The 17,583-nt window shown below is 72.8% G+C and carries 17 protein-coding genes; 12 read left to right on the top strand and 5 right to left on the bottom strand.

The genetic code is table 11. The features are described 5' to 3' along the window. Window positions 1–87 precede the first annotated feature (87 nt). Both ACXR8F_RS06125 and ACXR8F_RS06120 read right to left on the bottom strand, forming a co-directional pair. The gene (locus tag ACXR8F_RS06125; protein ID WP_458799186.1) at window positions 88–1,026 is read right to left on the bottom strand and encodes a DMT family transporter; all 939 of its coding nucleotides are present in this window, start codon (window positions 1,024–1,026) and stop codon (window positions 88–90) included. A 48-nt stretch (window positions 1,027–1,074) separates the two neighbouring features. After that, window positions 1,075–3,735, bottom strand: a complete 2,661-nt coding sequence (locus tag ACXR8F_RS06120) for an AMP-binding protein (RefSeq protein ID WP_458799184.1) — start codon at window positions 3,733–3,735, stop codon at window positions 1,075–1,077. A gap of 281 nt (window positions 3,736–4,016) precedes the next feature. Between ACXR8F_RS06120 and ACXR8F_RS06115 the strand changes: the two genes are divergently transcribed. Both ACXR8F_RS06115 and ACXR8F_RS06110 read left to right on the top strand, forming a co-directional pair. Then, window positions 4,017–4,514 carry a cysteine dioxygenase gene (locus tag ACXR8F_RS06115; RefSeq protein ID WP_458799182.1) on the top strand — a complete coding sequence of 166 codons (498 nt, stop codon included), beginning with the start codon at window positions 4,017–4,019 and terminating at the stop codon, window positions 4,512–4,514. Continuing rightward, entirely contained in the window at window positions 4,511–4,942 is a 432-nt protein-coding gene (locus ACXR8F_RS06110; protein ID WP_458799181.1) for a rhodanese-like domain-containing protein, read from the top strand. Before ACXR8F_RS06115 ends, ACXR8F_RS06110 begins: the two co-directional genes overlap by 4 nt. Here the strand turns inward: ACXR8F_RS06110 and ACXR8F_RS06105 are convergent. Continuing rightward, entirely contained in the window at window positions 4,863–5,786 is a 924-nt protein-coding gene (locus tag ACXR8F_RS06105) for a LysR family transcriptional regulator ArgP (protein ID WP_458799180.1), read from the bottom strand. The genes ACXR8F_RS06110 and ACXR8F_RS06105 overlap by 80 nt on opposite strands. 69 nt (window positions 5,787–5,855) lie before the next feature. On the opposite strand from ACXR8F_RS06105, the gene ACXR8F_RS06100 reads away from it, so the two are divergent. The 3 genes from ACXR8F_RS06100 to ACXR8F_RS06090 all read left to right on the top strand — a co-directional run bounded on the left by ACXR8F_RS06100 (window position 5,856) and on the right by ACXR8F_RS06090 (window position 9,796). Beyond that, the gene (locus tag ACXR8F_RS06100; RefSeq protein ID WP_458799179.1) at window positions 5,856–6,452 is read left to right on the top strand and encodes a LysE/ArgO family amino acid transporter; all 597 of its coding nucleotides are present in this window, start codon (window positions 5,856–5,858) and stop codon (window positions 6,450–6,452) included. 147 nt (window positions 6,453–6,599) lie between these two features. Then, complete coding sequence (locus ACXR8F_RS06095) at window positions 6,600–6,758, top strand: hypothetical protein (RefSeq protein ID WP_458799178.1); 159 nt, start codon at window positions 6,600–6,602, stop codon at window positions 6,756–6,758. Between the two features lie 17 nt (window positions 6,759–6,775). Further along, a complete protein-coding gene (locus ACXR8F_RS06090; RefSeq protein ID WP_458799177.1) occupies window positions 6,776–9,796 on the top strand; it encodes a helix-turn-helix transcriptional regulator in 3,021 nt (1,006 codons plus the stop codon). Here the strand turns inward: ACXR8F_RS06090 and ACXR8F_RS06085 are convergent. Next, window positions 9,793–11,022, bottom strand: coding sequence for an MFS transporter (locus tag ACXR8F_RS06085; RefSeq protein ID WP_045192896.1), 1,230 nt, complete (start codon window positions 11,020–11,022; stop codon window positions 9,793–9,795). The genes ACXR8F_RS06090 and ACXR8F_RS06085 overlap by 4 nt on opposite strands. 58 nt (window positions 11,023–11,080) lie before the next feature. Here ACXR8F_RS06085 and ACXR8F_RS06080 point away from each other — a divergent pair, with 58 nt between their 5' ends. The 6 genes from ACXR8F_RS06080 to ACXR8F_RS06055 all read left to right on the top strand — a co-directional run bounded on the left by ACXR8F_RS06080 (window position 11,081) and on the right by ACXR8F_RS06055 (window position 16,058). After that, a complete protein-coding gene (locus ACXR8F_RS06080) occupies window positions 11,081–12,055 on the top strand; it encodes an ArsR/SmtB family transcription factor (RefSeq protein ID WP_045192895.1) in 975 nt (324 codons plus the stop codon). An 89-nt stretch (window positions 12,056–12,144) separates the two neighbouring features. After that, window positions 12,145–13,137, top strand: coding sequence for a peptidoglycan-binding protein (locus ACXR8F_RS06075; RefSeq protein WP_052677500.1), 993 nt, complete (start codon window positions 12,145–12,147; stop codon window positions 13,135–13,137). 108 nt (window positions 13,138–13,245) lie between these two features. Continuing rightward, a complete protein-coding gene (locus tag ACXR8F_RS06070; RefSeq protein WP_458799175.1) occupies window positions 13,246–13,566 on the top strand; it encodes a DUF2853 family protein in 321 nt (106 codons plus the stop codon). A gap of 112 nt (window positions 13,567–13,678) precedes the next feature. Then, a complete protein-coding gene (locus ACXR8F_RS06065; protein WP_045192893.1) occupies window positions 13,679–14,665 on the top strand; it encodes an NHL repeat-containing protein in 987 nt (328 codons plus the stop codon). Window positions 14,666–14,871: 206 nt separating this feature from the next. Next, on the top strand, window positions 14,872–15,534 hold the full coding sequence (locus tag ACXR8F_RS06060) for a cobalamin B12-binding domain-containing protein (protein WP_052677499.1): 663 nt from the start codon (window positions 14,872–14,874) through the stop codon (window positions 15,532–15,534). 104 nt (window positions 15,535–15,638) lie between these two features. Next, complete coding sequence (locus tag ACXR8F_RS06055; protein WP_458799174.1) at window positions 15,639–16,058, top strand: hypothetical protein; 420 nt, start codon at window positions 15,639–15,641, stop codon at window positions 16,056–16,058. Here ACXR8F_RS06055 and ACXR8F_RS06050 read toward each other — a convergent pair. Next, window positions 16,042–16,971: a LysR family transcriptional regulator gene (locus ACXR8F_RS06050; protein ID WP_045192891.1), complete on the bottom strand. Its 930-nt coding sequence runs from the start codon at window positions 16,969–16,971 to the stop codon at window positions 16,042–16,044. The genes ACXR8F_RS06055 and ACXR8F_RS06050 overlap by 17 nt on opposite strands. A 281-nt stretch (window positions 16,972–17,252) precedes the next feature. Between ACXR8F_RS06050 and ACXR8F_RS06045 the strand changes: the two genes are divergently transcribed. Continuing rightward, window positions 17,253–17,583, top strand: a 331-nt coding sequence (locus ACXR8F_RS06045) for an IS110 family transposase (RefSeq protein WP_458799173.1), incomplete at its 3' end; no start/stop codon positions are given.

The following is a 17,583-nucleotide window of genomic DNA, read 5'->3' as shown; positions in this document are numbered from 1 at the left end:
CGCCGCCCTCCTCCTGCCGTCGGATCCAACAACTCTATTAGAACACCAGTTCGAACAGAATGGAAGGTTTGTCCACACGTGCGGCATTCACTCGGTCGTCTCGGCGGCAACCGGGCGTCGTGGCTTGCGCCGCGTCAGCAGCACACCGGCGATGCACAGGGCGCCGCCAACGAACGTCAGCGGCGGGGGCACCTCCGACAGCAGCGCCCACGCGATGAGGGTGGCGATGAACGGCACCAGGAAGGTCGTCAGGGTCAGCGTGCCCGCGTTGCTGCGGGCGAGCACGTAGGCCCACGTCGAGAAGGCGATCGCCGTCGGGAAGATGCCCAGGTAGGCGATCCACCACAACGTCGCCGCGTCGCTGTCGCGCACCACGGTCACGAGCTCGCCGCTCCACGGCAGGCACACGACGGCGCCGATGATGCAGGCCAGCCAGGTGACCTCGGGGCCCGGGAGTCGCCCGAGGAGCGGTTTCTGCGCGAGGACGCCGACGGCATACGTGATCGCCGCCAGCACGGCGAGCCAGACGCCGACCATGTCGCCCGAGTCGCCGGAGGAGAAGCCGCGCGCGATGACGACGACTCCCGCGAAGCCGACCGCCATCCCGATGAGCAGCCAGCGCGTCATCGGCTCGCCGAGGAACACGGTGGCCAGCAGCGCGACGATGATCGGCCCGATCTGCACGATGAGGGCGGAGGTGCCGGCGTCGATGCGCCGCTCGGCCTCGTTGAGGGCGAGGTTGTAGACCCCGAACCAGCCGATGCCGCACAGCAGCAGCAGCGGCCAGTCGCGGCGGGCCGGCCAGGTGCGTGGCCGGCGGAAGACGAACACCCCGAGCGCCACGGACGCGACGAGCAGCCGGCCCAGCGACAGCGCGCCGGGTGGGACGTCACGCCCGAGGTGGCGGATCGCGACGAAGGCCGACGCCCAGAGCAGCAGAGTCACGGCCACGGCTCCGAGCACGAGCCAGGTGGTGCGGCGAGAGGTGACTGGGGCCTCTGCGGTGGCGGGCGTTTCGACGGTCACCAGCAGACCGTAGACGCCGGCACCGACACGGCGCCGCAGGGTTTCCGGTCAGGTGTGCGCGACTTGCCGCCACGCCGGCCACGCTCCGACCCGCGCCAGCCGCTCGCCGACCCACGGCAGCACGCGCGTCCACAGCAGCCAGTACGCGACACCCACGACCATCGAGCCGGTGAACGCGAGCACGGGCCGACCCCACAGGTGCTCGAGCACCTGCCAGTGGATGACGTAGACGTAGAGCGAGCTCGCGGCCAGCACCTGCACGGCGGGCACGAGCCACGCCGGCAGACGGGTGGTCGGCTTCCACACGAGGGCGAGCACGAACGCGAGCGACAGGACGTCGCGGGCAGGATTGCCGGAGAAGGTGCCGACGAGCAGCACCGCAGCGACGGTGACCCACCACCGGTGCCGGGGCGTGCTGACCCGCGCGATGGCCCAGCCGAGGAAGAAGAGGAAGAGGACGACGAGGGCCGAGCCCTGCATGCGCGGCACGGGCAGCTCGAAGAGCGGGAGGCGCAGGGTGAAGGCGGCCAGGGTCAGCGTGACAGGCAGGCCGAAGGGCCAGCGCTTCTCGAGCCGCGCGACCGCGGGGACGGCCGTGAGCACGATCGCGACGACCAGGGCGAAGACGAGCGCCTCGATGAACCAGAAGCGCCATGGTGGCCCGAGACGCTGCTCGCCGAACGCCCAGTTGAGCAGGAACAGGTTGCGGGTCTCGTAGTCGCCCCACACGAGGTGCGCGGGCACGATGACGGCGAGCGTGGGGACCACGATCCTCACCAGGCCGCGCCCGAGGGCCCGGAGCCGGGCGGCCCGCTGCGGCGCCGCGAGCGCGAACCGCGCGACGTTGAAGCCCACGAGCACGAGCAGCGCGTGCGCGGTGCCCTGCAGCGCGAAGAGGTCGGCGTGCGTGCCGACGATGAGCAGGATCGCGAGCGCCCGGAGCCACACCCCGGTCTCGACGGTGCGTCGTCGCCCGACACCGGCACGTCGACCCCTGCCGTATGCCGTCGGCCCCGCCCCCGCGACACCGCGGTCCGCGCGCGGCCGGCTGCCGTCGTCCCCCGACGCGCCGCGCCTGGTCGCAGCGAGGGCGTCGTCGGCCTGCTCCTGGAGCCGGCCGACCGGCGTCACGTGCCACGACGGCGGCAGGTCGCCGAGCAGCTCCTCGAGCTTCAGCGACACCTCCACGTAGCTGAGGGAGTCGCCACCGAGCGACGCGAAGGTCGCGTCGGCGGGCACTGTGTCGCGGTGCAGGGCTGCGGCATACATGCGCGCGACCGAACCGCCCTCCCCGTCCACCTCGGGTGACGACGAGGTGGCGGTGCCTCCCTCGCCCAGCGCCATGATGGCCTGCAGGTCGACCTTGCCACCCGCCAGGGTGGGGTGCTCGGTGACCTCGACGACGCGTACGGCGCCGAGGGGCACGTGACCCGCCGCGGCGGCGGCACGCCGCACCGCACCGTGGTCGACGCCGGACCCTGCACCGCAGCGCTCGCCGCCACGCACCGACACGGCGACCAGGCCCTCACGGCCGGCCACGCGCACGTCACGTCCGCCGTCCCGGAGGCGGCGCTCGACGACGTCGAGGTCGACGCGATGACCCAGCACCTTGACGTGTCGGCTGGAGCGGCCCGTGACCTCGAAGAGGCCGTCAGGGCCCACCCGGCCGAGGTCGCCGGTGCGCAGCCGGGTGGTCGTGCGACCGAGCGCGAGGTCGGCCGGGCGCTCCGCGTAGCCGAGCATGACGTTGGGCCCGGTGTAGCAGAGCTCGCCGTCGACGACCTCGAGGCTGCCGCCGGGAACGGGCACGCCGATGGAGCCGGGGCTGCTCAGGGCGAGGTCGGGCGGCAGGTAGGACATCCGGGCGGTCGCCTCGGTCTGGCCGTACATGACGAAGAAGTCCCAGCCGCTCTCGCGACCGAGCTGGGCCCAGTGCTGCACGCGCTCGGGGTCGAGGCGACCACCGGCCTGGGTGACGTAGCGCAGGCGCGGGAGGTCGACGCCGGAGAAGCCCGACCGGTCGAGCATCTCGAAGGTCCACGGCACCCCGGCGAACGAGGTGACCCCGGCCCGCCGCGCCAGGTCCCAGAAGCACTCGTCGACGACGGCGAGGTCGGTGAGCGCGATGCCGGCGCCCCGGACGAGGTGGCTGTGCAGGACCGACAGGCCGTAGCAGTAGTGCAGCGGCAGCGTCGTGGCGGCGCAGTCGGTCTCTCGGATCTGGAGGAACTCGGCGATCTGCTCGGCGTTCGCGGTCAGGTTGTCGTAGGAGAGGCGCACGAGCTTCGGTGAGCCGGTCGAGCCGCTCGTGCTGAGCAGCAGCGCGAGGTCGGGGTGCAGGGGAGCCGCCGGCGCGTCACGACGGACGTCGACCTCCCCCACTGCGGAGATCTCGATGTCGGGGTCCCAGGCGGCGCGCAGACCCTCGAGGACGTCGGGCCGGTCGCCGGCGGCCAGCAGGACGGCGTGCCCCTGCCGCAGGGCGGCGAGGTAGGCGACGAGGCAGTCGAGCCGGTTCTGCATGGCGACGAGCACGAGGCGGCGGGTCCCGGCCAGGGGCCGCCCGGCGTCCTCGACGAGGTCGCGCAGCTCGGCACGGCTCACGACGCGGTCGCCCAGCACGACAGCGGCGGCGCGCGGGTCGCCGGGCAGGTCGAGCCACGGTGCGGCCGGGGGCGCAGTCGTGGGAGTCGTCAGGGCGTTCAGCACGCCCCACATTAGATAGGTAAGCCTTACCTAATGGCAAACCTTCCGCTTGCCTGGCGGGATCGCATAAGTTAGCGTTTTCATTATGAGTACGAATGGTTATGTGAGTGGGCGAGGGAACCGCCCCCACCACTCCGCGCCCATCGCGTACCCGCGCTGCCGGGACGGCCGAATGTGTGCCTGTAGCCCGCTCGGGAGCCGTCGCCCAGCCTGATACCGGGCTGCCGACCCCTCCCGAGCGCCGCCGCACCCGCACACCCCACCCACCCCGAAAGGCCCTCACCATGTCCCGCGGCGCCCAGCGCATCCCCGTCGACCTCGCCGACACCGCCCGACGACTCGCCCGCCAGCGCTCCGTCTGGCAGGGAGTCGTCGACTTCGACCCCATCACCCGCTACTACGCCCGCCTGCTCGCCGACGAGCACCACGAGGCCTGGCTGCTGACGTGGCTTCCGGGCCAGGGCACGCCGTGGCACGACCACGGCGGCAGCGCCGGCTCCTTCGTCGTGCTCCAGGGCGTGCTCACCGAGGAGGTCGCCGGCTACAAGGCAGCGGTCGACCTCGACGGCTCGCGCCGGGTCACCGGTCCCGGCGTCCTGCTCACGCCCGGCGACCAGCGCACCTTCGGCACCCGCCACCTGCACCGCGTCACGAACGCCGGCTCCGACCCTGCGGTGAGCCTGCACGTCTACGCACCGAAGCTGACGGCGATGACGAACTACCGTGCCGTCGACGGCGTCCTCGAGGTCGAGGAGCACGAGGAGATCGGAGTCGACTGGTGAGCCAGGACCCCACCCCCGGACGCCCACCACGCACCATCGACGAGGTGCTGGCCGAGGCGCGCACGCACCTGCACCGGGTCACGCCGGCCGAGGCGGACGCCGCTCGCGCCCACGGCGCCGTCATCGTCGACATCCGCCCCGCCGCCCAGCGCGAGGCCGAGGGCGAGCTGCCGTTCGCCGTCGTCATCGAGCGCAACGTGCTCGAGTGGCGCCTCGACCCGGCGAGCGACGCCTCGCTGCCCCTCGCGAGCCACGACCTGCCCGTCATCGTGCTCTGCCAGGAGGGCTACACCTCGAGCCTCGCCGCAGCCGCCCTGCAGGAGCTCGGCATCCACCGTGCCACCGACGTCATCGGCGGGTATGCCGCCTGGCGGGAGTGGCTGGACGAGCATTCCGCGGGGACGTCACCGTCGCAGCAGCAGCCCTGACGGAGGCGCTGAGCCGGTCGAGGTGCTCGGAGGGCAGGCGCCAGCGCTGCCAGTAGAGCTGCACGTCGACGTGGTCTCGCGTGCCGAGCCGGACGAGCTCACCCGAGTCGAGGGCCGAGTCGAGCTGTGAGGTCAGCAACGCACCCCACCCCAGCCCTGCGCGCACGGCCGTGGCGAACCCGGTGCCGTCGGGCACCTCGTGGGTCGGCGGCGCCGAGCTGGCGCGATGCCTCTCGAGGATCCGCTGCTGGATGTCGTCCTTACCATTGAACCTGACGAGAGGCATTGCGCCCCAGTCGATCCCGCGACCCGCGCGGTGGCGCTCGACCAGCTCGGGCCGCGCGACCGGCAGGTAGCGCATCGTCACGAGTGGCTCGGTCGAGCACCCCTGCACCGGCGACGGGTCCGACGTCACCGCGGCGAGCACCTCGCCCGACCGCAGCAGCCGCGCCGAGTGGTCCTGGTCCTCGACGTGCACCCGGATCACGACGTCGGGCCAACCGGCCACGTCGCCGAACACCGCCCCGAACCACGTCGACATCGAGTCGGCGTTGACGGCCACGGGCAGGTCGACGCGCCCCTCCGCGCCGGACGACAGGCCGGCGAGCGCCTCGGCCTCGAGCAGTCCCTGCTGACGGGCGAGGCGGACGAGCGCCTCACCGGCGGCGGTGGGACGGCACGGGCTGGCGCGCACGACGACGACCTGCCCCACCTCCGCCTCGAGGGCCTTGACGCGCTGGCTCACGGCAGACGCCGTCACGTGCAGGCGCCGCGCCGCCGCGTCGAAGGTGCCGGTGTCGACGATGGCGAGCAGGGTCGCCAGGTGCTCGGGCTGCAACCTCATGAAGTCATGCTAATGATGCGGAAGAATCCTTCGCTTCACTGAATTGCTGTCGGCCCGTACCGTCGAACGGTGACCTCCCTCCTGCCCGGCTTCCTCACGATGGCCTCGCTCATCATCGCCATCGGGGCGCAGAACGCCTACGTGCTGCGCACCGGGCTAACGCGCCGGCACGTCGGCCTCGTCGTGACCGTGTGCGCCCTCAGCGACGCGGTGCTCGTCGTCGCAGGGGTCCTCGGCGTCGGCGGTCTGGTCACGGCCCACCCCACCCTGCTCACCGTCGTGCGGTGGGTCGGGGCGGCATACCTCGTCGGGTACGGCCTGCTGTGCCTGCGCAACGCGCGACACCCCAAGGCCCTCGAGGCCGACGGCACCGCCACGTCGCGCCGGGGCGTGCTCACCACCGTCGTCGCCCTCACGTGGCTCAACCCGCACGTCTACCTCGACACGGTGCTGCTCGTCGGCTCCATCGCCAACCAGCAGGGACCCGACGGACGCTGGTGGTTCACCGCGGGCGCGATCGCCGCCAGCATCATGTGGTTCACCGCGCTCGGCCACGGGGCCCGCCTGCTCGCCCCGCTCTTCGCCCGTCCCGCGACGTGGCGCGTGCTCGACGTCGTCATCGCGCTCGTCATGTTCGCGATCGCCGCCACCCTCGTCCTCGGCTGAGGTAGCCGGCGGGCCTGTCTGAGGTAGGGCGGCACCGCGGATCTGAGGTAGTGGGCGCGCACGGATAGGGAGCTCACCCGATGTGGGGGTCTACCTCAGGAGCCGACTCTGGAGGAGTCCAGAAAAGGCACGAACAGAGGAAAGACCGTGACCACTCACTTCTACGACTACCGCACCGTCCAGGCCGAGATCGAGGCCCGCTACCCGCAGCGTCGCCGCCCCCGCAGCAGCTCGTCGCTCGAGATCATGCGACGCACGCTGGCGCGGATCTCCCGTGAGGAGAACAACCCGGGCCGCACGCGGTGACGACGGCGACACGCACCGTGTCGTCCACCGTCCTCGCGCTGTCGGCGGAGTACGCGAGAATTCCGCGTATGCCGCTCAGCACCGGCCCCCTCATCGGGAGGGACTCCGACCTCTCCCATCTCGCCGACGCCATCGGACTGCGCCCGACCCCGGGTGGCCAGCCCGGTGGCGTCGTCGTGCTGTCGGGCGACGCCGGCATCGGCAAGTCGCGTCTCGTCGGGCAGCTCGTCACCGAGGCCAAGGACTCCGGCTGGTTCACCGCCGTCGGGCACTGCGTGGGGCAGGCAGGCAGCAGCCTCGCCTACCTGCCGTTCGTCGAGCTCGCCGGTGCCGTCGACGCCGGGCACCCCGAGGTCGTCGAGCGCGTGCTCGTCACCCACCCGAGCCTCGGCCACCTCCTGCCCGGCCGCCCCGAGTCGCACGACCCCGAGCGCGCCGGCCGCACCACCGACCCCGGCCAGGTGGCCGAGGCGGTGCACGCCCTGCTGTCGGCGCTCGGCGACGCACAGCCCTCCCTCGTCGTCGTCGAGGACGTCCACTGGGCCGACCACTCGTCGCGCGACCTCATCACCCTGCTGCTGACGCGCGGCTTCGCCAAGGCCGTCGGCCTCGTCGTGACCTACCGCTCCGACGACCTCTACCGCCGGCACCCGCTCCACGACACCCTCGCCGTCTGGGCCCGCATCGCCGGGCTCGAGCACGTCGAGCTCGCACCCCTGCCCGCCGATGCCGTCCGAGAGCTCGTCTCCGGCATCGAGGGCGCCCCCACCGACGCGACGACGGCCGCCGAGATCGCGCGTCGCTCCGAGGGCAACCCGTTCTTCGCCGAGGAGCTCGTGGCGAGCGCCGCGGCGGGCCAGACCCTGACCGGCGGCCTGAGCCGCGTACTCCGGGCCCGCGTCGAGCAGCTCGACGACACCGCCCAGCGGGTGCTGCGCGCCATCGCCCTCAAGGGCGGCCAGTTCATCGACCACGAGCTGCTCTCGAAGGTGCTCGACCTGCCCGACGAGACGCTCGAGACCGCGCTCGCCTCCGCTGTCGAGCACCACGTGCTCGAGGCGCGCTGGCCCCCGGCCTACACGTTCCGCCACGCGCTCCTGGGCGAGACCGTCGCCGACGGCCTCCTCCCGGGCGAGCGCCTCAGGCTCCACCGGGCGTATGCCGCCGTGCTCGCCGAGCGCCCCGACCTCGCTCCCGCGTCGGAGCTGGCGCGCCACGCTGCCGCGGTCGGCGACCTGCCGACCGCGGTGCGCGCGAGCCGGGCAGCGGGCGAGGCCGCGATGGCCGTCGGTGGCCCGCAGGAGGCCCTGCTGCACTTCGAGCGCGCCCTGACGTGGCTCGACGAGAACGACGCCGAGCGCGACGAGGTGACCCTGCGCGCCTCACGGGCAGCCATGGTCGCGGGCGAGTCGGTGCGCGCCATGGACCTGCTGCGCGACCGCCTCGACCATCCCGGCACCGCACAGGACCCCCTCGTCCGGGCCGACCTGCTGTCGACGCTCGTCATCCGGGCCCGCATCCTCGACCTGCCCGTCGACTCGATCGCCCTCACCGACGAGGCCATGTGCCTGCTCGGCGACGAGGCCGGCGAGCGCCGGGTCCGCGTGCTCGTCGCTCGGGTGCAGGCCCTCGTCGACCAGGGCTCGTTCATCGAGGCGGCGGTCGTGGGCAACGAGGTCTCGCTCCTCGCCGAGCGTCTCGGCATGGTGGGCGCGGTCGCCGAGGTGCGCACCATCATGGCGCGAGTGCTCGAGGCCCAGGAGGACCTCGCCGCCGTCGAGACCCACCTCCGCGCCCTCGTCGACGACATCGACCCGGACGACCCGCTGCTGCTTCGCGCCCTGCACCAGCTCGCCTCGCTGGCCCACCGCCGCGGCGACCTGCCGGGCGCCCTCTCCCTCTACGACCGGGGCGCCGACGTCGCCCGACGCCTGCACCGCGAGTGGGCGCCGTGGGGCCAGGAGTGCCGGCTGCTCGGCGGCATCACCGCCTACGAGCTCGCCGACTGGGACGGCTCTGTCCGACGCCTCGACCTCGCCGGACGCCCCGCGCCGCAGCCGGGTCGCACGATCTTCACCGGCGCGATGCTGCTGGTCCGGGCCGGTCGCGGTGAGCCCATCGACCCCGATCTCTTCGACGCCCTGCGCGAGTGGTGGCCGGTCGACGGCCTGTGCGTCGTCCTCACGGTCATGCCCGCCGTCGACGTGCTCGGCGACGCCGGCGACCTCACCGGCCTGCTCGACCTCACCGAGGCCGCGGTCCGCACCCTCGATGCCGCGTGGGGCGAGTACCACGCCGTCGTCCGGCTCGCTGCGCTGCTCGCCGGCCAGGTCGCCCGCCTCGCGCCCACCGCCGACCCTCCCCTCCGAGAGCGTGCCGTCGCGCTCGTCGACGAGCTCACGCAGCGCGGTCGCGAGATCGGCGAGCTGCGACCCGCCGTCGAGAAGGCGAGCCGCCCGAAGTTCGAGCGGTCCGCCGCTGAGTCGCTCGAGGACACCAGCCGCGAGACGTGGGCGTGGACGTCGCGCCTCGAGGCCGAGGTGCTCCGGCTGCGCCACGCGGTCGAGCTCGACGACCCACCCACGGCCGACGAGCTCGTCGAGGCGTGGCGCACGAGCACGGCGGCGTTCGAGCGCTACGGCCACGTCTTCGAGACGGCTCGCTCCCGGGCGCGCCTGGCCGCCGCCCTGCGCAGCGCCGGCGACGCCGCGGGCTCGCGCCGCGAGGCCGAGGCCGCCCGTGGGGTCGCGGTCCGGCTCCAGGCCGAGCCGCTCCTGCGCGAGCTCGACGAGGTGCGGCCGGGGTCGGCCGGCGGTCGCAGTGCCGCCGGCACCGCGCCGTCGCACGACCTCACCCCCCGCGAGCTGGAGGTGCTCGAGCTGCTCTCCCAGGGCCTCACCAACGGCCAGATCGGCAAGCAGCTCTACATCAGCACCAAGACCGTGAGCGTGCACGTCTCCAACCTGCTGTCGAAGCTCGGCGCCTCCGGTCGCACCGAGGCCGCCGCCATCGCGAGGCGGCGCGGCATCGTCTCCTAGCGAGAGGCGGCCTCCACCGGGGCGACTGCCGTGGCGACTGCCGGGGCGACCGGGCGGGAGCGGCGCAGGCCGGGCGTGAGGGCGACGGAGACGAGGACCGAGGCCACCGCCATGACGCCCATGGCCTCGGCCGCGGCCTCGGGGCCGACCCCGAGCGCGCTCGCTACCGCGCCACCGAGCAGGGCGCCCAGCGCCTGACCGACCATGAGCCCGGTGCCCTGCAGGCCGAACACGTGCCCGCGGGCCCCCGACTCGGTGTGCGTGACGAGCCGCTCCTGCAGTGGCAGGCTCGCCGCGTAGCCCGCCGACGCCACGAAGGCGAGCGCGGCGGCATACGGCAACGACGGCACGAGGAAGAAGGCGAGGTACGGCACGGCCAGCAGCAGGCGAAGCGGCCCGATCAGCCTGTCGCGCCACGGGACCGAGAGGAAGCGACCCACCACGACGTCCCCGACGAGCATGCCGGCGGCCGTCACGGCGAAGAGATAGCCGGCCCCCTGCCCCGCGAACGGGACGAAGAGGGCCTCGCAACCCACGATGAGCCCGTTCGGCACCCACAGCGCGAGGTAGATCGGACGGGTCACGGGCGAGCCGAGGAGGCGGCGGTTCATCTCGCGCGTGCGCCGGACGACGGACGAGCCCGTGTGGCGCGGCGGGTGGTCCGAGAGGCCGAGCCGGAGCAGCACCACGGCGACCAGCAGGGCCGCAGCGGAGCCGAGGAAGAGCTGAGTGGTGGTGAAGCGGATGAGGAGCAGGCCACCGATGCCGTAGCCGACGAACTGCATGCCGCCGACCGCGATGTTGAGCGTCGCGCGCCCGAGGATGAAGCCGTCGGGCGGGAGGATGTCGGAGACGAGCGCCATCATGCTGCCCCCGAGGGCAGAGGTGATGAGCGGCCCGACCGCCAGCAGCACGAACCGCCAGCCCCACGGCAGCCCGGGGATCGCCTGCAGCAGGTCGGTCACGAGGGTCGTCGTCGCGACGAGGACGAGCGCGGTGCGGGGGCGGACGAGGTCGGAGCCGGACCCGAAGAGGGCCTGGCCGACGATCCGCATGAGCGGGGCCCCGAACATCGCGAGGGCCGTGAGCACGGGTGAGCCGGTGGCGGCGAACGTGATGGTGCCGAGCGCGAGGGAGGCGACGGCGTACGACCCGACGTTGAGGCAGGTGACGAGGAAGAGGACGCGGAACTCCGGGACGGAGAAGAGCTGGCGGTACGTCTGCACCCGCACACGGTGCCCGCCCGACCGACCGGCGGGCTAATGTTTCGGACGGAGGCGAAACATGGGGACGTGGCAGATCTCGGCCGACCTGCTGGCCCGGAGCCGCTTCGTCGTGTCGCCGCGCATCGAGACCGTGGGCGCCCTCAACGACCTCGTGCGCCCGTCCGACCCCGAGGGGCGGGCTCTGGCCGCCGCCCACGGCGAGGCCTTCCGCGCCATGCTCGACGAGCACCCGGTCCGTCGCGTGGTGCTCGACCACAGCTGGAGGCCGCAGTGGATCTCCGACTGGCTCTGCCTGCCGCCGGCCACCGGCGGGCGCACGTTCGAGCAGGAGCTCGACGACGTGCGCGACCTCGGCGACGCCGTCATGCGCGAGCAGCTCGCCGAGAGCTCACCCACGCGCGACCTGCCCGACGTGCTGCTGCGCGACGGCCTCACCGAGCACGGCGTCGAGCTGCTCGAGTGGGTCTGGACGCACGTCCTCGCCACCGACTGGGCTCGCCGCGAACGGATCCTGCGCGCCGACGTCGTCTCACGCACCTCGCGGCTCGCGACGCAGGGCTGGGCGTCGGTGCTGAGGGATCTCGGCCGCGACCGGGAGTGGGTCGGCGACGGCCACCTGCGCATCAACAACTACGACCTGCCCTCGCGCGTGCTGCCCGACGACGCCGACCTCTTCTTCGTGCCCGTCAACCACCGTGCGCGCTGGGTCGGCTGGCTGCTCCCGAGCAGGTATGCCGTCTACTACCCCGTCGCGGGAGCGCTGGCCCGGGTGGACGCCGGGGCACCCGACGGGCTCGAACGGCTCGTCGGGCGCAACCGCGCGCGGCTGCTCGTCGTGCTCGAATCGCCTTCCAGCACAAGCGGACTGGCGGCGACCACGGGCCTGGCGATCGGCTCGGTCGGCGACCACCTCAAGGTGCTGCTCGCGGCCGGGCTCGTGCTCCGGCGCCGTTCGGGCCGCGAGGTGCTCTACTGGCGCACCGCCGTCGGTGACGCCCTCGTGGCCTCCGGCACCGAGCTGCCGGCCGGGTAGTTCTCCCCATGTACCAGCCGAGCGCCCGCCCCTAGCCTCGGCGCTGCGGACGCACCCGCGGCCCGCACCAACGACGAGCAGGGGTAGTCATGTGTGAGCTCCACGAAACGTCCACGCCCGAACTCGGTCGCCGCACGCTCATCCGCGGCGCCGGTGGCCTCCTCCTCGCCGGCGGCCTGGTCGGCGTCACCGGCACCGCGGCCCAGGCCGCGACATCACAGAACGGCTGGCCGGCCGGCTCGTCGTCCGCCATCCCGCTCGCCACCCTCGCCGTCGGCGCCGCCACCTTCCCGGCGGGCGTTCGACGCGGCGACGTGCACACGGTGCTCGGCTACGTGGCCCGCCGGTTCGACCGCGAGGTCGAGGCGCTCGTCAAGGGCTGGTGCTGGGGGCACAGCTACCGCGTCATCTCCGGCAGCACCTCCCTCTCGAACCACTCGAGCGGCACCGCGATCGACCTCAACGCCCCCCGCCACCCGCTCGGCAAGGCGGGCACCTTCTCCACCGCGCAGCGCACGAGGATCCACTCCATCGTCTCCGCCTGCAACGGCGTCGTGCGCTGGGGCGGCGACTACTCGGGCCGCAAGGACGAGATGCACTTCGAGATCAACGTGCGTCCCGGCGACGCCCGGCTCGCGGCCCTCGCCCGGCGCATCGGTGGCGGCGCACCCGCGCCGGCGCCCATCGTGTGGACGACGGTCAGGCGAGGCGCCAACGGCTTCCGCACCACGGCGATCCAGCACCTGCTGCGCCACCGCGGCTACTCCCTCACCGTCGACGGCGTGTTCGGCCCCACGACCGAGAGCCGCGTCATCGCCTTCCAGCGCTCGAAGGCTCTCGCCGCCGACGGCATCGTCGGGCCGAGGACGTGGACGGCCCTCGTCGCCACGGTCAAGCAGGGCTCGACCGGACAGGCCGTCGTCGCCGTGCAGAAGCTGCTCGCGCACCGCGGCTTCGGGGTGTCGGCGACCGGCACGTTCGGTTCGACGACCACGACGAAGACGCAGGCGTTCCAGCGGTCGCGGGGCCTCACCGCCGACGGGATCGTCGGGCCACGCACCTGGGCGAAGCTCACCGTCTGATGGGCGGAGGTCTCGTCGCGACTTCTCAGCGAAGAGACGTCACCAACCGAAGGCTTTGGGTCTAGCGTCGTCCGTGTTCACGCCATTCAACGAAGAGGGGCACGACACATGGCAGAAGACTGGGCAGCAGACGTCAAGAAGTACTCGCCCGACGCCGACGACGCCGCGATCAAGGGCATCGTGCGCCACTGCGGGATCGCCCTGCAGAAGCGGGACTCCTCCCTCGTGTCGTTCAGCGACAAGAGCGAGCTCGACCGCGTGCGCGACGGCTTCATGAAGAAGAAGCTCGGCCTGACCGGGTCCGACGCCGACCTCGACGCCTCGCTCGTCGAGGTGGGACAGACGCTCAAGGGTGACCGCACGAAGAACCGCGTCACGGTCTACTACCTGCTCGCCGAGAAGCACGACAAGCTCGACCTCTTCCGCTGACCGGACCGGTCCAGCAGGCGCGGATGTGCCGTCGCGGTGTAACGGCACATCCGCGCCAAAGGTTCAACGGCAGCGTCTCGACATCTTTCGAGACGGCGGAACAGCATGGAGGATGGACAACCACAACGCCGTGCTAGGCACCCCCTCGCGTCGCCTCGTCCTCGGCTCGGCAGCCGCCGTCGCCGTCACCGCGCTGACCACCCCGGTCGCCTCCGCCAGGAGCCGCACGAGCGGGCACCTCCCCGACAGCGTCGCCCTCCCGAACGGCACGCAGCCCGAGGGCATCACGTCCGGACCGGGCGCCACCTTCTACGTCGGGTCCGTCGCCGACGGGCGCATCGTCAAGGGCAACCTCCGCACCGGCATGGTGCGCACGCTCCTCGCCGGGGCGGCCGGCCGCTCGCTGCGCGGTCTGTTCTTCGACCACCGCACGGGTCTCGTGTGGGCCGTCGGCAGCCTCGGTGCCGTCGGCCACGTCTGGGCGGTCAGCTCCAGGTCCGGTCGTGTCGTGAGCGACACCGTGGTGCCGGGTGCGGGGTTCCTCAACGACCTCGTCGTCACCCGGCGCTCGGTGTGGGTCACCGACTCGGCCGTCGGCCGGCTCACGATGCTCCGCCTCACGAGCAGCGGGCGGCCGACCGGAGGCATGCCCCACTTCGTGACCCTTCGGGGGCAGTGGCCGCCAAGCCCGCCGAACACGTTCAACGCCAACGGGATCCGCAGCCTGCCGGACGGCGCGCTCGTGCTCAACAACAGTCGTGTCGGTGGTCTGTGGCAGGTCAACCGCAAGACCGGCTACGCCCGGCGGATGATGGTGAAGGGTGGGCCGGCCATCACGAGCGGCGACGGGCTCGAGCTCGTCGGCACGAAGCTCTACAACGTGCGCGGGGCCGGCGGCGCGGAGGTCGTCGTCACCCGGATGCGACGCCACGGCGACAAGTGGCGCGCCGAGTGGCTCAAGACGCTGACCGACCCCTCGCTCGACGTGCCGTCGACCGCGACGGCCGCGCTCGGTTCGCTGTGGGTCGTCAACGCCCGCTTCGGCGTGCCGTCCCCCGCGACCGCATCCTTCTCCGTCACCCGGCTGCCCCAGGTCTGACCACCGGCCACGTCCGACCGCTCGACGGAGCCGACCCTCATCCGACCGGAGCCGTCCATCGCCCACGACGAGGTGGGAGGTGGACGGCTCCCTCCGCGCCAGTGTGACGAGGGAGGGGCAACTGGGTATGACGCGTCGGTTCGGCTTCGGCTCCCGGGCCCGACAGCCGGGCACTCGAGGCACCACCCGTGAAGGAGCCCTCCACCATGTCCTCACGCACCACGCCCACCGAGTGGGTCGACCAGCTCGAGCAGACCCTCGAGAGCTTCGACGAGGCCGGCGGGCACCGGGTGCTCAGCCAGGTCTTCACGCAGCTCGAGCTCGAGGATGCGCTCTCGGTCGTCGTCCTGCCGTACCTCCACGCGATGGGCGAGAGGTGGTCCCGGGGCGCGATCGGCGTCGCGCAGGAGCACTTCGCGAGCAACGTCCTGCGGTCGCGGCTGTCGCTGCTCATGAACTCCGAGGCACGCACCGAGGGGCCCCTGGCCGTGCTGGCCTGCATGCCCGACGAGCACCACGAGTTCGGCCAGATGGCGATGTCGCTCGCCCTCTCGCGTCTCGGCTGGCGCACCTGCTACCTCGGCGCGGACACCCCGATCTCCGAGCTCGCCCTCACCTGCGCGACGCTCCAGCCGGACGCGGTCGTGCTCTCGGCACACCGTCACGAGACGTTCGAGACGCACGGGCCGGCGCTGCGACGCATCGCGGCGTCCGCGTCACTGCACGTCGCCGGCCCCGGCGCGAGCGACGACGTCGGCGAGCTGTGCGACGCGTCCTTCCTCGACGGCGACCCCGTCCGGGCTGCCCGGGCGGTCAACGAGGAGCTCGGTGGCACACGGCCTGCGCTCGACGCGCCGTCGGCGGTCTGAGCGGGGCTCGGTCACCGGCGTGACGCGGTCAGGGCTAGGCTCGTTTGCCTTGTGCCACAACACTCGTGCAGCCACGCGCGAGCCCGCCCACCGATGGAGTGCCCATGCCCTCAGGATCCGCTGACACCCAGCACCTCATCGAGCGGGTGCGCTCGGTCGCCGCGGGTGGCCGCTACCTCGTCGTGGAGCGGCCCTACGGTTTCGACCTGACGGTCGACGAGGCGGACGCCCGCTCGGCCGACCGGCTCGGGCAGCAGGGGCTCGAGCCCGTGGTGACCCACCGGGTCCGCGTCGACGAGGCGGCGCACGAGCTGTCGATCACCGACGTCTCCCACTCGGCCCGCTGGGACGAGGCAGCACCCGACGGCGAGGGCCGCGAGCTGGTCCGCGAGGCCGCCCAGACCCTCGGCTGGCGTGAGCAGCGGGGCCGCGACCGTCGGGTCACCCTCGCGGTCGCCGGCATCGCCGCCGCCGGGCTGCTCGTCGCCGCACTCATCACCCTCGTCATCACGCTGTCCGGCTGAGCGCCGCCAGTGCGACCGTCCGGCCCGACCGGACGACGAACTCCTCGAACGCCGCGACGGTCGGGTCGTGCGCCGGGTTGCGCACCAGGACGCCTATGGTGCGCAGCGCCTGCGGGTGGTCGAGCGCGACGGGCACGACGTCACCCTCGGGCGCGAAGGCCGGCAGGATCGCCACTCCGAGGCCCGCGCCGACGAGTCCCCTTGCGGTGTGGACGTCCTCGGCCTCGAACCCGACCCGAAGCGGCACCCCGGCGTCGGCATAGATCTCCTCGACGCGGCCGCGCAGACCGAAGCCGGTCTTGAGCACGATGAGGTCGTCGCGACCGTCCGCGGCGAGGCTCTCGACGGACACCGACGCGGCCCCGGCCGCGTGGTGCGACCGGTGGACGGCGACGACGAGCGGCTCGTCGTAGAGGACGGTGCTCGACCCGCCGGCGACCTCCGGCGGGGAGGCCACGAGGGCGACGGAGCACCGGCCTGCCTCGAAGTCGTCGAGGGCCTTCTGGCGCGAGCCCTGGGACAGTTCGAACCGCACGCCGGGGAACCGGTCGCGGAAGCGCCGGATCAGTGCCGGCACCACGGCCTCGCCGAGCAGCGTCTGGAAGGACAGCCCGACGGTGCCGTGCCCGATGACGCCCGACCCGGTGACGGCGTCGACGCCCCGCTCGAGCGCGGCGACGCCCTCCTGCGCGAAGGGCAGCAGCGCCCGGCCCGCCGCCGTGAGGGCGATGCCCCTCCCCTCCCGCTCGACGACCGGCGTCCCGAGCAGCACGCCGAGGCGGGCCAGGGCGCGGCTGACGGTGGGCTGCGGCATACCGAGGACCGCGGCAGCGGTGGTGACCTGGCCGACCTCGGCGACCACGACGAAGACGGGCAGCAGACGCACCACCGCACGGAAGTCGCTCGGTCTCATGCCTTGATCGTATGAGTAGTCGAAGTGACATGCATTGGTGCTCTGGGTCGCCTCGGCCTAGCGTCGACGTCAGTGTCAGGGTGACAGCACCGCTCACGCGGTGGTTGGGTCCTGATCATCGGTTGTCTGGCTCATAGCGTCGGTGCCGCCCTTGGGTTGGCGTTCATGCGTTTTGCCGGCGACCGGTGTGACGGACCGGCCGGCGTGACTTGATAGGAGCGTGGCATCGCCCCCACTGAGATGTGTCCGCCGACCGGCCCAACCGTCCAGTCACTGATCAGGTGAAGGAGGCAACCACCATGGTTGTTGTTGGCGCTGATGTGCACAAGCGGACGCACACGTTCGTCGCGGTCGACGGGGTCGGCAAGCAGGTCGGGCAGATGACGGTCGCGGCCACCACGGCCGGGCATCGGAAGGCGTTGGGGTGGGCCCGGCGCGAGTTCGGTGACGAGCTGACCTGGGCGATCGAGGACTGCCGGCACCTGTCCGCGCGGCTGGAGCGGGACCTGCTCGGCGCCGGGCAGGCGGTGGTGCGGGTGCCGCCGAAGATGATGGCCGAGCAGCGCCGGGTCGCGCGCACCCGCGGGAAGTCGGACCCGATCGACGCCTTGG

The sequence above is a fragment of the Terrabacter sp. AAH1 genome (assembly GCF_054456855.1).
Note: the sequence above shows the minus strand (reverse complement) of the source record. Positions and strands in the feature narration are given on the sequence as shown.